Annotated in this window: 14 protein-coding genes and 1 tRNA gene; 7 read left to right on the top strand and 8 right to left on the bottom strand. The window is 68.3% G+C overall.

Annotated features, from left to right (window positions below):
• Positions 1 to 76 precede the first annotated feature (76 nt).
• From NFW05_RS00385 to NFW05_RS00355, 7 genes are all read right to left on the bottom strand, one after another.
• Positions 77 to 1,075 (bottom strand): HupU protein, encoded by a 999-nt coding sequence (locus NFW05_RS00385; protein ID WP_295301790.1) that lies wholly within the window; start codon positions 1,073 to 1,075, stop codon positions 77 to 79.
• The gene (locus tag NFW05_RS00380; protein ID WP_295301787.1) at positions 1,072 to 2,532 is read right to left on the bottom strand and encodes a sigma-54 dependent transcriptional regulator; all 1,461 of its coding nucleotides are present in this window, start codon (positions 2,530 to 2,532) and stop codon (positions 1,072 to 1,074) included. The genes NFW05_RS00385 and NFW05_RS00380 overlap by 4 nt, the downstream gene beginning before the upstream one ends.
• The gene (locus NFW05_RS00375) at positions 2,529 to 4,256 is read right to left on the bottom strand and encodes a hydrogenase maturation protein (RefSeq protein WP_295301784.1); all 1,728 of its coding nucleotides are present in this window, start codon (positions 4,254 to 4,256) and stop codon (positions 2,529 to 2,531) included. The genes NFW05_RS00380 and NFW05_RS00375 overlap by 4 nt, the downstream gene beginning before the upstream one ends.
• A gap of 11 nt (positions 4,257 to 4,267) precedes the next feature.
• Entirely contained in the window at positions 4,268 to 5,317 is a 1,050-nt protein-coding gene (gene hypE, locus NFW05_RS00370) for a hydrogenase expression/formation protein HypE (RefSeq protein WP_295301780.1), read from the bottom strand.
• A complete protein-coding gene (hypD, locus tag NFW05_RS00365) occupies positions 5,314 to 6,468 on the bottom strand; it encodes a hydrogenase formation protein HypD (protein ID WP_295301778.1) in 1,155 nt (384 codons plus the stop codon). Before hypD ends, hypE begins: the two co-directional genes overlap by 4 nt.
• 356 nt (positions 6,469 to 6,824) lie before the next feature.
• The gene (locus tag NFW05_RS00360) at positions 6,825 to 7,199 is read right to left on the bottom strand and encodes an Hsp20/alpha crystallin family protein (RefSeq protein ID WP_295301776.1); all 375 of its coding nucleotides are present in this window, start codon (positions 7,197 to 7,199) and stop codon (positions 6,825 to 6,827) included.
• Positions 7,200 to 7,210: 11 nt separating this feature from the next.
• Positions 7,211 to 7,645 carry an Hsp20/alpha crystallin family protein gene (locus tag NFW05_RS00355; RefSeq protein ID WP_295301773.1) on the bottom strand — a complete coding sequence of 145 codons (435 nt, stop codon included), beginning with the start codon at positions 7,643 to 7,645 and terminating at the stop codon, positions 7,211 to 7,213.
• Positions 7,646 to 7,796: 151 nt separating this feature from the next.
• Between NFW05_RS00355 and NFW05_RS00350 the strand changes: the two genes are divergently transcribed.
• From NFW05_RS00350 to NFW05_RS00325, 6 genes are all read left to right on the top strand, one after another.
• A complete protein-coding gene (locus tag NFW05_RS00350; protein ID WP_295301771.1) occupies positions 7,797 to 8,759 on the top strand; it encodes a DnaJ C-terminal domain-containing protein in 963 nt (320 codons plus the stop codon).
• 3 nt (positions 8,760 to 8,762) lie between these two features.
• The gene (locus NFW05_RS00345; RefSeq protein ID WP_295301769.1) at positions 8,763 to 9,071 is read left to right on the top strand and encodes a chaperone modulator CbpM; all 309 of its coding nucleotides are present in this window, start codon (positions 8,763 to 8,765) and stop codon (positions 9,069 to 9,071) included.
• 94 nt (positions 9,072 to 9,165) lie between these two features.
• Positions 9,166 to 10,287, top strand: a complete 1,122-nt coding sequence (locus NFW05_RS00340) for a trypsin-like peptidase domain-containing protein (protein WP_295301766.1) — start codon at positions 9,166 to 9,168, stop codon at positions 10,285 to 10,287.
• Positions 10,288 to 10,343: 56 nt separating this feature from the next.
• Entirely contained in the window at positions 10,344 to 11,039 is a 696-nt protein-coding gene (locus NFW05_RS00335) for a hypothetical protein (RefSeq protein WP_295301764.1), read from the top strand.
• A gap of 171 nt (positions 11,040 to 11,210) precedes the next feature.
• The gene (locus NFW05_RS00330) at positions 11,211 to 12,422 is read left to right on the top strand and encodes an MFS transporter (RefSeq protein ID WP_295301761.1); all 1,212 of its coding nucleotides are present in this window, start codon (positions 11,211 to 11,213) and stop codon (positions 12,420 to 12,422) included.
• Between the two features lie 4 nt (positions 12,423 to 12,426).
• Entirely contained in the window at positions 12,427 to 13,170 is a 744-nt protein-coding gene (locus NFW05_RS00325) for a GNAT family protein (RefSeq protein ID WP_295301758.1), read from the top strand.
• A gap of 10 nt (positions 13,171 to 13,180) precedes the next feature.
• On the opposite strand, the gene NFW05_RS00320 is transcribed toward NFW05_RS00325, so the two are convergent.
• Positions 13,181 to 13,255: transfer RNA gene (locus NFW05_RS00320), tRNA-Arg, on the bottom strand.
• 101 nt (positions 13,256 to 13,356) lie between these two features.
• On the opposite strand from NFW05_RS00320, the gene NFW05_RS00315 reads away from it, so the two are divergent.
• Positions 13,357 to 14,490 (top strand): tyrosine-type recombinase/integrase, encoded by a 1,134-nt coding sequence (locus NFW05_RS00315; RefSeq protein WP_295301756.1) that lies wholly within the window; start codon positions 13,357 to 13,359, stop codon positions 14,488 to 14,490.
• The last annotated feature ends 69 nt before the right edge of the window (positions 14,491 to 14,559 follow it).

Raw genomic sequence — 14,559 nt, 5'->3', positions numbered from 1 at the left:
TATGGAATTCTCGGGACTTGTCAATCCCTTTCTTAGCTGTCGGGGCAGCTCACGGGGCGTTCAGCCGTTCGGCCGATCACTTTCTGCCACGCTTGCGCGGCTGCGGGGCGATCAGCGGGTGGTCGGAGTGGGCATTCTCGCGGACCCGCTCGGGCATGGCCGACTTGGCCAGCGCGGCGAGCGCGACGAACCACGCCTTGGGCATGTCCACCGGCAGGCCGGTCGGAATCCCGGCGATCTTTGGCGTTTCCAGGAATGGATGGCCGGGTTCGTCGAAGTCCGGTTCGGTGCATGCGATGCACGGAAAGCCTCCGCGCACGCACGAGCCGACACCATGCCAGAGACGCAGGTTGCAGTCGGCGCTGGCCTGGGTGCCCTTGCAGCCGAGGTTCTCCATCAGACAACCGAGGTCGGAAGGCCTCAGGGCGCTCGCCTTGAACTCGTAGAACTCGTTTCTCGGGCAGCCATGGTGGACGAGTTGCTCGGTGTAGAAGCGCGGGCGCTGCCAGGCGTCGAGGTCGGCCGGTCCGAGGGCGCCGAGCGCGAGTGCGATCAGCGTGTCGACGATCCAGCCCGGATGCGTCGGACAGCCGGCGACGTTGATCACCGGCATCCCCGACCCACTCCGGAAGTCGGGACCGAGCAGGCCGCCGGGCTGGTCGCCGTCGAACTGGAGCCCGCAGGCCTCTGCGGGATTGTCTCCAGCGGCCACGAGACCACCGAAAGCCGAGCAGGTGCCGATCGCGACGACCACCGGCGCGCGGCGAGCGAGCTCGCGGACCCATTCGATGACCGGGCGGCCGGTACCCGAGAGGATCTGGAAGCGCCCGCTGCCTTCGGGTCCGCGCAGCAGGGCGCCTTCGACGCAAAGCACGTCGAAGGGCAGTGTCCCCGTTGCGGCCGCCTCGAGAATGCACAGCGCTTCGTCGCCGGTGGCTTCCGAAAGACCGGGATGGAGCATGAACTCGAGACCGTTTTCGGCGAACTGCGCGAGCACACCATCGCGCGCCTCGGCGCCGAGCAGCGACTGCGTACACCCGCCGCATCCCGCGGCCTGCAGCCAGAGCAATTTCATCCGTGCTCGAGCCCGTAGCGCAGCAGCTTGCTGCGCAGACCGACTCGCGAAAGGCCGAGCTCGCTGGCGGCCCGCGACTTGTTCCAGCGGTTGCGGATCATCGTCTCCCTGAGCACCCGCGCTTCGAGTGCCTCCATTCGCTCCTTGAGTCCGCCGTCGCTGGCCACGAGGTCGAGCAGGTCGTCGCGGCGCTGATCGACCGCCGGGCTGCGCAGGATGCGCGGCGCGAGCAGGTCGGCGCCGAGCTGCGGCGAGTCGGCGAGGGCGAGCATGCGCAGGATTTCGTTCTGCAATTCGCGCACGTTGCCCGGCCAGGCATACACGGCGAGACAGGCCAGCGCTTCGGTGGTGAAGCCGTCGACCGACTTGCCCAGCGCCTTGCGGCTGTTCTCGAGCAGGCGCTCGGCGAGCAGCGGAATGTCCATCGCCCGTTCGCGCAGCGGAGGGACCTGCAGCGTCACCGTCGCCAGCCGGTAATAGAGATCCTCACGGAAGGTGCCGGCGCGCACCTCGGCTTCGAGGTCGTGGTGGGTCGCCGCGACGACCCGGACATCGACGGCGACCGGGCGTGCCGCACCGAGCGGCCGGAACTCTCCTTCCTGCAGGACGCGCAGCAGCTTGACCTGGAAAGCCGGACTCGTGTCGCCGACCTCGTCGAGGAAGATCGTTCCCCCGTCGGCGAGCTGGAAGCGACCGACGCGGTCTTCGTAGGCGCCGGTGAAGGCGCCGCGCCGGTAGCCGAACAGCTCGGCCTCGAGCAGCTGGTCGGGGAGCGCGCCGCAGTTCTCGATGACGAAGGGCTGTTCGGCGCGGCGGCTGCGGTAGTGGATCGCGCGCGCGAGCATTTCCTTGCCGGTGCCCGACTCGCCGCAGATCAGCACCGAAAGGTCGAAAGGCGCGACCTTCTCGACGAGGCGGCAGACGTCATTGAGCGGGCTGCCCGGACTGCGGATCAGTCCGTCGAGCGCGAACTCGCGTCTGGCCCGCTCGTGCTTTGCCTCGACGCGTCTGGCGAGCACCGGACTCGCCGCGCGCAACTCGATCGACAGCCGCTGGTTCTCCTGCTGCAGGCGATGGACGGTCGCCGCGGTCTGCAAGGTCAGCAGCAGCTGCTCGGGTTGCCAGGGTTTGGTCAGGTACTGGTAGATCCCCGCTTCGTTGACCCCGGCGATGATGTCCTCGGCGTCGGTATACCCGGAGAGGAGAATGCGCAGCGTGTCGGGCCACTGACTGCGCAGCGTCTTGAGCAGATCGACCCCGGTGGTTCCGGGCATCCGCTGGTCGCAGACGACGACGTGCACCCATTCGGCTTCCATGATCCGCAGCGCCTGCTCGGCACTCGCCGCGGTGAACACCTCGAAGTCGTCCTCGAGCGTGCGGCGGAGCGCCTCGAGCGAGCGCGCCTCGTCGTCGACGACCAGAACGGTCGGCAGTCTGGGTTTGCGATTCGTGGTCATCGGGGCAGCGTCCAGCCGAGTTCGCGGTGTTTCGCCAGGTGGCGGGGGGTCCACGAATGCGGTGTCTTGTGCACGAAATGGAAGCGCGCGACGTGGTAGCTCGGGTCGAAACCGTAGAAACTGCGGGCCATCTCGGCGAGTTCCGCGGCGCGATAGCTGGCCAGCGGCTTCTGCTGCTCGTCGGCCAGCAACCGGGCGCGTTTGGCCTCCAGTCGCCCGGCGAGGTCGGGCGAGCCGGCGAGCTCTGCGGCGCGGCGGGCGACGTCGACGCGGAACGCTTCGCGGCTTCCCGCGAGGCAGGCGTCGATCAATCCCCTGTCGACAGCATCGCCGGCGCTGATCGGCAATCGCTCGCGCATGAGTCCGGCCGCCGCTTCGGCGCCGACGCGCGCCGGCAGCAGGTAGGTCCAGTACTCCGATCCGAACAGGTTGCCCATGTTCCGGTAGTGCGGATTGAGGACGATGCCGGGGCGCGCCCAGACGAAGTCGCTGGCCCGCGCGAGAAAGCAGCCGCCGGCTGCGCAGTTGCCCTGCAGCGCGGCGACCGTCAGCTGGTCTTGGCAACGGATGATCGCCTCGGCGAGGTCGTCGATCGCGTTGATGTTCGCCCACGATTCGTCGGGCGGCGACTCGGCGGCTTCGATGCTCGCCAGATCGATGCCGTTGGACCAGAAGTCGCGCCCACCGAGCAGGACGATCACACTGACCGGCCGGCGGCGAACCCACTCGAAGGCGGCGAGCAGGCGCTGGCACTGGCGCGTGCTCATCGCTCCGTTGTAGAACTCGAAGTGCAGGAAAGCGACGCGCCCGGCTTCCTCGTAGCGGATGTCCTGCCAGGTCCGCCCGGCCGGCGCGAGACAGACCTCGGGCGAGCCGCCCAGTGGCATCTCGGGCAGCCCGGCGAGCCGCGCGCCGAGGACGACGGTCGCCGGGAGCTTGATCGCCCCGGGTGCCTCGCGCTTGAGGTGGCCGATCCACAGCGCACCGTCGATCGTCCGGCGCAGCACCGCCGTCTCGCGCCAGGCGATCACCTCGCCCGGCGCACCGCTGTGCGGGCGATCCTCGGGCCAGGCGTCATGGAGCCGGCAGAGCTCGCCGCAGACCTCGTCGACGACGCCGGGTGACCCGTCGGCGGCGTTGATCCGTGCGACGGTCGTCGCCGTCGTGTCGCGCTGCCAGTCGATCGCCCGGTCGGCCTGGCGCATCGCCGGGCGCTCGCGGCCGCGGACCCGCGGATCGGCCGGATCGACCGGCGACGGCACGAAGCCGCCTCGACCGAAGCGCTCGACGGCGTCGAGTACGGCGCGTGTCGCCGCCTCGGCCACTTCGTGACGGTAGAGGCTCGACTTGCTCGCCTGGCGCATCGGGAAGGTCTCGCTGGCCCACACCGGCCCACCGTCGAGTTCGCCGGTCGCCTGGAGAACGGTCACACCCCATTCGCGTTCGCCCTGCTGGATCGCCCAATCGAGCGCCGATGGCCCGCGATCGCCGACGATGCCCGGATGGACGACCAGGCAGACGTGCCGGCGCCAGATCGACGGCGGGATCGCCCGCTTGAGGTACGGCGCGAGCACCAGCTCGGGCCGGAAGAGCTCGACCGCCTCCTCGCTCACCTGATCGGCGATGTCGAGCTCGACCGACAGCTCGTGGCCGCGTACGGCCAGTTCGCAGTACAGGCGCTGGCACAGGCTGTTGAACGCGTGGCACAGCAGCAGGATGCGCATCGCCGAGCCTCTCAGCAGATGCGCGGCAGTTGCTCGCCGGTCAGCCAGTCGACGATCCGCCGGCCGCCGAGCGCGGTGGTCATCTGCACGAAGTGATGGTCGTCGCGATGCACGCTGCCGATCAGCGCCGCGCGCCGCCCGAGCGGGTGAGCGCGCATCGCGGCGAGCAGCCGTTCCGCGTCTCCCGCCGCGACGATCGCCAGGAGCTTGCCTTCGTTGGCCACGTACAGCGGGTCGAGACCGAGGAATTCGCAGGCCGCGGCGACCTCCGGCTGGATTGGCAGCGAGCGCTCGTCGATGACCATGCCGACGGCCGACTGGCGAGCGATCTCATTGAGCGTCGTGGCCAGGCCGCCGCGCGTCGGGTCGCGCACGACGCGGATCGCCGCTCCGCTGGCGCGCATCGCCGCGGTCAGCCCGTGCAGCGCGGCGGTATCCGAGACGATCGGCGCGACGAAACCGAGCCCTTCGCGCTGCGCCATGATCGCCATGCCGTGCTCGCCGATCGACCCGGAGACGATGATCCGGTCGCCGGGCTGCGCTCGGTCGCCGGACCACGCCGCGCCCTCGTCGACGACCCCCGCGCCGGTCGTGCCGATGTACAGCCCGTCGGCCTGGCCACGCCCGACGACCTTGGTGTCGCCGCAAACGACCGGCACACCGGCGTCGCTCACCGCCCGGGCCATCGAGTCGACGATCCGCGCCAGGTCGCGCAGCGCGAAGCCTTCCTCGATGACGAAGCTCGCCGTGAGGTAGAGCGGCGTCGCGCCCATCACCGCGACGTCGTTGATCGTTCCGTGGACGGCCAGACAGCCGATGTCGCCGCCCGGGAAGAAGAGCGGCGAGACGACATGCGCGTCGGTGGCCAGGACCAGCCGCCCCGGCGGGAACGGAAGGACTGCGCCATCGTTGCCCTGGCGCAGGAACGCGTTGTCGAGCCGGCTGGCGAACAGTTCGTCGATCAGCTGTGCCATGGCCCTGCCGCCACTGCCGTGGGTCAGGTCGATGCGCCCGTCGCGCAGGTCGAGCCGGCGCACGTAACTTCGGCCAGTCCTGCTCACGTGGTCACCGCCGCTTCGCGAAAGCGCCCGAACGAGTAATGCGCGGCGCACGCTCCCTCGGGCGAAACCATGCACGAACCGACCGGATTCTCGGGTGTGCACGCGCTGCCGAATATTCGGCACTCTTCGGGGCGCTTCACGCCGCGCAGGATTGCTCCGCATTCGCACGCCGGATGGTCGGCCACCGCCTGGTAGCTGATCGCAAAACGGCGCTCGGCATCGAAGTCGGCAAAGCGGCTGCGCATGCGCAGTGCGCTGTACGGCAGCTCGCCGAGGCCGCGCCAGGCGAACGAGCGGCGCAGCTCGAAGACGCTGGCGACGAGTTCCTGCGCCTTGCGGTTGCCTTCGCGGCTCACGGCTCGGGCAAACTCGTTCTCGACGACCGCGCGGCCGGCGTTGACCTGCCGGATCAGCATCAGGATCGCCTGCATCACGTCGAGCGGCTCGAAGCCGGCGATGACCACCGGCTTGCGGTATTCGTCGGCGAAGAACTCGTAGGGTCGCGTGCCGATGATCGTCGACACGTGCGCCGGGCCGATAAAACCGTCGATCGGCACGCTGCCCCACTGGCGGACTTCGGGTGCTTCGAGGATGCTGGCGATCGCCGAAGGCGTGAGCACGTGGCAGCAGAGTACCGAGAAGTTCGTCAGGCCGAGATGCGCGGCCTCGCGGATGACCACCGCCGTCGGCGGTGTCGTCGTCTCGAAACCGATGGCCAGGAAGACGATCTGACGATCGGGGTTCTGCTGCGCGATGGCCAGCGAGTCGGCCGCCGAATAGACCATCCGGACCTCGCCGCGCGGGCCGTTGCCGGCGGGTCGCGCGCGGACCCTGAGCAACGACAGTCCGTTCGACGCCGGAACGCGCAGCACGTCGCCGTAACTGCAGAGAATCACGCCGGCGTCGCTGACCAAGCGAATCGCCATGTCGATCCGTCCGACCGGCAGCACGCAGACCGGGCAACCCGGGCCATGGATCAGGCGTACCTCTCCGGGCAGCAGGTCGGCGACGCCGTACCGCGCGATCGCGTGCGTGTGCCCGCCACAGAATTCCATGAACCGGTACGTCCGGTCGGTCCGCGCAGCGAGCCGGATGGCCGCGGCGAGACGCGCGGCGAGTTGGCCGTCACGGAACTCGTCGATGTACCTCATCGAGGCGCTCGTGCCGGCCTGCGAGGCACGGCCGCTGGGTATCGATCGCCCCGGTCGCTGCTGCCGGCATGCGGGCCCTGGCGACACGATCGAGCGATGTCTTGCTGGCGCATGAGCGGCTCCGTTGGCGCGCGGACGACGATGCGCCACTATAAGCCGCTTTGCGGGATGCGTTCAAGCCGCCGTCAGGACTGGACGGGCCAGGCTGCCCGGAAGCTCGTCCACGGGCGCTGCAAAGCGCCCGAACCAGCGCTGGCCGTCAGGCCGCTGTTCGCCCGGCGGATGTCGCAGCACCCACGGCATTCACCTGCGAACTCCCGGGGAAGCTCGCCGTTGGCGATTCCCCCGGGAACGGCTCAGAGGACCCTGACTTCGACCTTTCGCGGCTGGGCGTACTCGGCCTTCGGAATCAGCAGCTTGAGGACCCCCTGGCTGAACTCGGCGTTGACCTTGGCCGAATCGAGTTCCTTCGACAGCGTGAACACGCGCCGATAGCGCGGCAGGCTGACCTCGGCGTGACTCGCCTCCATGCCTGCCGGCACGTCGAGGGCGATTTCACCTTCGATGGTCAGCGTGTCGGCTTCGACCTGCAGATGCAGCTTGTCCTTCGGCACGCCGGGCAGATCGGCGAAGAGCGTGATCCCCGAGGAATCCTCGATCACGTCGACGGGTGGCAGCAGCGCGGCTTCGTCGCTCGCGGACTGTTTCCTGACGGGAGTGGTGTCGGTCATCGTGCTTCTCCTCACTGAATGGTGATCCGCCGCGGCTGGGCGGACTGCTTGCGGGCGATGCTGATGCGCAGCACGCCATCGCGGTAACGCGCTTCGACGGCGTTGGCGTCGACGTCGTCGGGCAGCGTGACGACGCGCCGGAAGCGGCCCGCGAAGCGCTCGTCGATATGCACGGTCGCCTGTTCGGCAGGTTCGGGGAGCTTGCGCTCACCGGCGATGGTCAGCACACCCTTCTCGATCTGCACGTCGAGGCTGGCCGGGTCGATCCCGGGAGCGAAGGCGTAGATTTCGACCGATTGCGGCGTGCCGCCGACGTTCATCGCCGGGAAGCCGCCGCGGGCGATGCCGCGGATGCTCGGCGACAGGTGGAAGGCCTGCTGCATCTCGCGCTGCAGCCGGTCGAGCTCCGCGAGCACGTCGCGGGGGAAGAGGGAGCGATACATCATGTTGAATCCTCCATGCGTTGGCAAGGGACGCCTGATCGGCGCTTGACACCAAACTGGGGGCGCTTCGGCGAAGTTCAATATCCCCCGATTTCCACCCGCCGGCACTATTTGCTATCGTTGTCGTCTGGCCGATGGCGATCGGGATTGGTGAATGGAATTCAAGGACTACTACCAGGTGCTCGGAGTTTCGCGTGAGGCGACTGCGGAGGAGATCAAGAAGGCCTTCCGCAAGCTGGCGCGCAAGTACCATCCCGACGTCTCGAAGGAGCCCGATGCCGAGGCGCGGATGAAGGAACTCAACGAGGCGCACGCCGTTCTCTCCGATCCCGAGAAGCGCGCAGCCTATGACCAGCTCGGACGCGGCTACCAGCCGGGCCAGGAATTCCGCCCGCCCCCCGACTGGGACGCCGGCTTCGAGTTCTCCGGACGCGGTTTCTCTCCGGGCGAAGCGGCCGACTTTTCGGACTTCTTCGCCGAGCTGTTCGGGCGGATGGGTGGCGCGCGTGGCTTCGGTGCTGGACAGAGGGCGAATTTCGAGGCGCGCGGCGAGGACCATCACGCGAAGGTGCTGCTCGACCTCGAGGATGCCTTCACCGGGGCGACCCGACAGATTTCGCTGCGCTCGCCGCGCAGCGATGCCCAGGGGCGCGTGACGCTCGTCACCCGGACGCTCAACGTGCGCATTCCACAAGGCGTGTACGCCGGCCAGATCATTCGTCTCGCCGGGCAGGGGGCGCCGGGAATCGGTGGAGCACCGCCCGGAGACCTGCTGCTCGAAGTCCGTTTCCGCCCGCATCCACGCTTCCGGGCGCACGGTCGCGACCTTCACCTCGGCTTGCCGATCGCTCCCTGGGAAGCGGCGCTGGGCACGGTACTGCCGGTCGAGCTGCCGCAGGGCAGCGTCAAGGTGCGCATCCCGAGAGGCGCGCAGAGTGGGCAGGAACTGCGCGTGCGCGGCAAGGGGATCCCCGGCGGCCAGGGCGGAGCCGCCGGTGACCTGCTGCTCGAAATCCGCGTCGTCCTGCCACCAGCCGAGACACCGCGGGCGCGGGAACTGTATGAGACGATGGCGCGCGAGCTGGCTTTCGATCCGCGCCAGCTGGGGAGGGGATGATCGATGCTCGACGACGAAATCCTGATCGGCAGCCTGATCGAGGACAGCTGGCTGACCATCGAGCAGGTCGCCGCGGCATGCACCGTCGACCCCGATTGGCTCCTGCGGCACATCGAGGACGGCCTGTTCCCGAACGCCGAGAGCATCGCCGGCGTGTGGTGCCTGTCGACGACCGGACTGCTGCGCGCGCGGCGGATGCGCGAGCTCGAGCGCGACTTCGACGCCGTTCCCGAACTCGCCGCGCTGGTCGCCGACCTGCTCGAGGAGCTCGATGATCTGCGCACACGCGTCGGTGATCGCCGCCTACGCTGATCGCCGAGCGCCACCGTGCGGCCGCTTTGCGGCTGCCGCGCCTTCGGCGCGTCGGCCGGCGCGGCCGTGCACCCTGCGGGCCGGAGGTATGTAGATGGCCGGTCGATTCCTTCCCCGAGTCACTTCGCTGCTTGTCGCCGGACTGCTGCTGATCGTCCTCTGGCGTTCCTGGCCACTCTTCGAGGGCTGGTTCGCGCCACAGCAGGCAGAACCGCGCGTGGTCACCGCCCGTGGCGACATCGCCGCCGACGAAAAGGCGACGATCGAGCTCTTCGAGCGAACCCGCGATTCGGTGGTCTTCATCACCACGCGCAAGCAGGTTCGTGACGTCTGGACGCGCAATGTGTTCACCGTTCCGCGCGGCACTGGCTCGGGCTTCATCTGGGACGACGCTGGACACGTGATCACCAACTTCCATGTCATCGAGGGCGCCAGCGACGCCTCGGTCAAGCTCGCCGACGGGCGCAGCTACAGCGCCGCGCTGGTCGGCGCGTCGCCGGCCCACGACATCGCCGTGCTGCGCATCGGCGTCGGTTTCAAGAGGCCGCCACCGGTGCCGCTCGGCACGAGCAGCGACCTGCGCGTCGGGCAGAAGGTCTTCGCCATCGGCAACCCCTTCGGCCTCGACTGGACGCTGACCACCGGGATCGTCTCGGCGCTCGACCGCTCGCTGGGCAGCGACAAGGGGGCGACGATCGAACACCTGATCCAGACCGATGCGGCGATCAACCCAGGGAACTCCGGCGGGCCGTTGCTCGATTCGGCGGGCCGGCTGATCGGCATCAACACGGCGATCTACAGCCCGAGCGGAACCAGCGCCGGGATCGGCTTCGCCGTGCCGGTCGATACCGTCAACCGCGTCGTCCCGGAGTTGATCGCCCGCGGGCGCTACGTGCGGCCGGTGCTCGGCGTCGAGGCCGACGAGGCGCTGAACCAGCGCCTCAAGCGCGCGCTCTCGGTCGACGGCGTGGTCATCCTGCGCGTCGCCCCCGGGTCGTCGGCCGAGGCTGCCGGGCTGCAGGGCGCACGCCTGACTCCCGAAGGTGCCGTCGCTCCTGGCGACATCATCGTCGCCGTCGATGGCAAGCCGGTCGATTCGGTTGGCCGCCTGATGGCCCGGCTCGACGATCGCCGCGTTGGCGACACGGTCGTCCTCGAGGTCCTGCGCGACGGGCGGCGGATCGAGGTCCGCGCCGTTCTCGAGCCGGGCGTCTGATGGCCGCGGCCGTGGCGAGGTCGAGAGGCGGGGGAGCCTGCAGGAGCAGCGGGCCGTTGCGACTCGTCCCGGGCGCCTCGGCGCTGGCCGGCGTCGCACTGCTGCTGCTCGGCGGATGCGCGACGACGCAGATCAGCAGCGAGTGGCGGAATCCCGCATTTTCCGGTGGCTTCCTGCACGGTCATTACGTGCTCGTCGTCTGTCAGGCGCGCGACGAGTCGCTGCGGCGAATCTGCGAGGACCGGCTGTCGCGCCAGCTCGGCAACGGGGGTGCGGCCGGAATCCAGAGCTACTCGTTCCCCGACTTTCCGCCTGGCGGTATCGCCGGTCCGGCAGAGACCGAGGCTGCGGTGCGCGGCGTCGGGGCCGTCGCCGTGGTCAGCGCGCAGCTCGTGCCGAGCGACTTCGCGGTGATCAGCCCGGGGCCGCAGGTCGGCTTCGGGGTCGGCGGGGGCAGCGCGAGTGGCGGGTATCACGGCGGCGGTTTCAGCTTCGGGGGTTTCGGCCTCTCGTTTCCGGTCGGCGGCGCGACGGCGACGCAGCCGATGAGCCTGAGCGCGTCGTTGAGCGATGCGGCGAGCGGTGTGCTGGTCTGGTCGGGCAGCGCGACGGCTCCGGCGGCGAGCGACGTGGCGGGACAGGTTTCGGCGTTGGCACGGGTGATCGTCGACGCATGGCAGCGGGCCGGTCTGCTCGGGACCTGCGGCGGAAGCGCCGGCGGCTCTCGCGGAAACACCGGCGATTGTCGCTGAAGCGGCATGGCTGTTTTTTTGGCCTGACGCCAGCGGCTGACTGGCGTAAGCGCTGCTGGTGCTCGCGGGCCCGTGGCCGGTCGGCTTGTCGCTCGTCGAAGCGGCTGGCAGAATGCGGGGCTGCTTGCGCACGAGCCCTGCGCCCGACCTTCTTTGGCCACACCGGAGACCATGTTCCGCACTCTCAATCAGCCCGCGTCGTGGGCGATCACCCTGTCGGCGGCAGGAATCCTGATGGTCACGATGGGCGCCCGGCAGTCGCTCGGCCTGTTCGTTTCCCCGCTGAACACGGCGACCGGTCTCGGTGTCGCGTCGATCAGCCTGGCGATGGCCGTCGGCCAGTTCACCTGGGGGGCGATCCAGCCGCTGGCCGGAGCCGCTGCCGACCGCTTCGGGCCGGCGCGGGTACTCGTCGCCGGGCTGCTGCTGCTCGCCGTCGGTAGCGCGCTGACCCCGTCGATGAGCAGTACCTGGGGGCTCGTCGTCTCGCTCGGCCTGCTCTCGGCAATCGGCTCGGGGGCGGGCAGCTTTTCGGTGCTCATCGGCGCTTCGAGCCAGCGTCTGCCGCTCGAAGCGCGGCCCGCCGCGTCGGGAGTGATCAACGCCGGCGGCTCGTTCGGGCAATTCGTCTTCGCTCCGCTGCTCCAGGCGCTGATCCAGTTGATCGGCTGGATGGGGGCGATGTGGTCGCTGGCGGTGATCGTTCTAGCCGCCCTGCCGCTGGTCAGGATCCTCGCCGGGCCGGCAGGACAGCAGGCGAAGAGCTCGCTGCCGGGCGAGGGACTGTGGCCGAGCGTGCGCGGCGCGCTCGGCGATCGCAACTTCGCGCTGCTCAATCTCGGCTTCTTCACCTGCGGTTTCCACATCGCCTTCCTGGTCACCCATCTTCCGGGGGAGGTCGACCTCTGCGGTCTGCCTTCGGCGGTGGCCAGCTGGGCGCTGGCGGTGATCGGGCTGGCCAACATCTTCGGCAGTCTCTACGCCGGTGCCTGCGTCGCCCGCTATCGCAGCAAGCACGTGCTGTTCTGCATGTACGGATCGCGGGCGCTGCTGATCGCGCTCTATCTGGTCGCACCCAAGACCGATCTGACCTTCTACGTCTTCGCCGCCGGCCTGGGGTTCACCTGGCTGGCGACGGTCCCGCCGACCGCGGCGATCGTCGGCAAGCTCTTCGGTGTCCGTTACCTCGGCACGCTCTTCGGCATCTCGCTGCTCGCCCACCAGATCGGTGCGTTCTTCGGTGCCTACCTCGGCGGGCTCGCGCTGACGCGCTTCGGCGATTACGGGTGGATGTGGTATGCCGACATGGTGCTCGCCAGCGGCGCCGCGCTGGCCAACCTGCCGATCCGCGAGGCGGCGATCGCCCGTCCGGCGAGCGCCTGAACCCGTGCGCCGCGCTGCACTCAACGCGCTCGGCCAGCCGGTCGGCGAAGCGCTCGATGGCTGGAGGCCGCCGATCGATCCGCCCGGAATCCTGCTCGAGGGACGCTACGCCCTTCTCGAGAGGCTCGCGGCCGCCCGGCACGCGGCGAGCCTGCACCGGGCGAACTCCGCCGACGGCGACGGGCGCAACTGGACCTACCTGCCCTACGGGCCATTCGACAGCCTTGCCGCTTACCGCGCCTGGATCGAGGAGTGTTCGCCGCGGCGCGATCCGCTGTTCTACGCGATCGTCGAACGGGCCTCGGGCGAGGCGCTCGGAGTGGCCAGCTTCCTGCGGATCGAGCCCGGGAGCGGATCGATCGAAGTGGGTCACCTGAATTTCTCGCCGCGGCTCCAGCGGACTCCGGCGGCGACGGAAGCGCTCTTCCTGATGCTCGGGCACGCTTTCGAACTCGGCTATCGGCGCTGCGAATGGAAGTGCGATGCGCTCAACGGCGCTTCGCGGACCGCCGCCCGACGCCTCGGCTTCACTTTCGAGGGAATCTTCAGGCAGGCGACCGTGATCAAGCGACGCAACCGGGACACGGCGTGGTACTCGATCATCGACGGCGAATGGCCGGCGCTGTCCTCGACCCTTGCGCGCTGGCTGGATCCGGAGAACTTCGACGCCGACGGCCGCCAGCGCCTGGCGCTTTCGGAGATGACCCAGCAACTGCCCAGCGCCGGCGAGCAGCGGACATGCAGCTGACGCGATGAACTGGCACGCCCGAGACGACTTGAACGTCCGACCCCTGCCTTCGGAGGGCGGGAAAGATGGTCCAGTGCAGTCCCGTGAATTCCATAACCTATTGACGAATCAGAAAGAATCGTCCATTGAAGTCCAGAGACGTCCAGTGTAGAATTTCCGTATCGTTTACGTACGGAAGATCTCGTGATGACCGGCATCGTATCCAAGACAGACCGGAGCAAGCTGCAGCCCAGGCGCGAGCCTTACTGGGCGCGCTTGCTGGCGGGCGGCTACATTGGGTTTCGCAAACTCGACAGTGGCGAGGGGACATGGATCTCGCGCTGGCGGGGTGAAGACGGCAAGCAGCACTACCGTGCGTTAGGGCACTTCGACGAGTACGACGAAGCTGCCAAAGCCGCCCGAGAGTGGATTGCGCAGAATCAGCAGGGTGCAAGCCCAAAGACGACAACAGTCGAGGCGGCCTGCAAAGCCTACGAGGAAGCGTTGCTCCTGGATCAGCGACGTAGCACGGCCAAGGATGTTGAGGGACGTTTTCGTCGGCTGGTGTATGGCACCGCATTCGGCAGGATACCTCTTGATCGGCTGAAGACCACGGACGTGCGCCGTTGGCTTGCTGATCAGATCAGGCAGGACGAGGACAGCGACGAGGAGGACTTGAGGCGCGCGAAAGACTCGGCGAATCGAAACCTGGCAAGTCTGAAAGCGGCCTTGAATCGCGCACTGAGCGATCGCCTGGTGGCAACCGATTCGGGCTGGAAAACCGTGCAGGCGTTCGAAAGGGTATCTGCCCGTCGAAAGAATGCGTTCTTGAGCATGGCGGCGCGTCACAAACTACTCGAGAAATGCGATGACGACCTGCGCCTTCTGGTCAAAGCCATGCTGCTGACCGGCGCGCGCCCGGGAGAACTGGCGATGCTGAACGCTTCGGATTTTGACCGGAAGTTTGGCGCGCTCACGCTTCGCGGCAAGACCGGTGAGCGAACGGTAGCAGTCTCGACTGCAGCCGCAGAATTTCTGTCGGAATTGGCGAGGATCCGCATCGGCAATGCTCCGCTGTTGATCACCTCGACCGGCGGTCGGTGGAACAAAGACTCTTGGAAGAAACCCTTCAAGGAAGCCGTGATCGCGGCAGAACTGCCGCCTGACGTGGTCCTCTACGCCCTTCGTCACACGGCCATTTCCGAGATGATCATGGGTGGCATGGACTCCTTCGTGGTCGCCAGGGTCACAGGCACCAGTGTGCAGATGATCGAATCAAACTACGGGCACCTGAGGCATGACAAGGTGCGAGACAGGTTGGACTCGGTCCGCATGTTTTGACCTGCAGTTCCGGGGGCGCGCAGCTTCCTGCGGACCGGGTTTTGAAACTGAGCATCGATCACAGACACC

This window comes from Accumulibacter sp. (genome assembly GCF_023806625.1).
Taxonomy (GTDB): Bacteria; Pseudomonadota; Gammaproteobacteria; order Burkholderiales; family Rhodocyclaceae; genus Accumulibacter.
The sequence above is the reverse complement of the archived record's forward strand: the minus strand, read 5'-3'. Positions and strand labels throughout refer to the sequence as shown.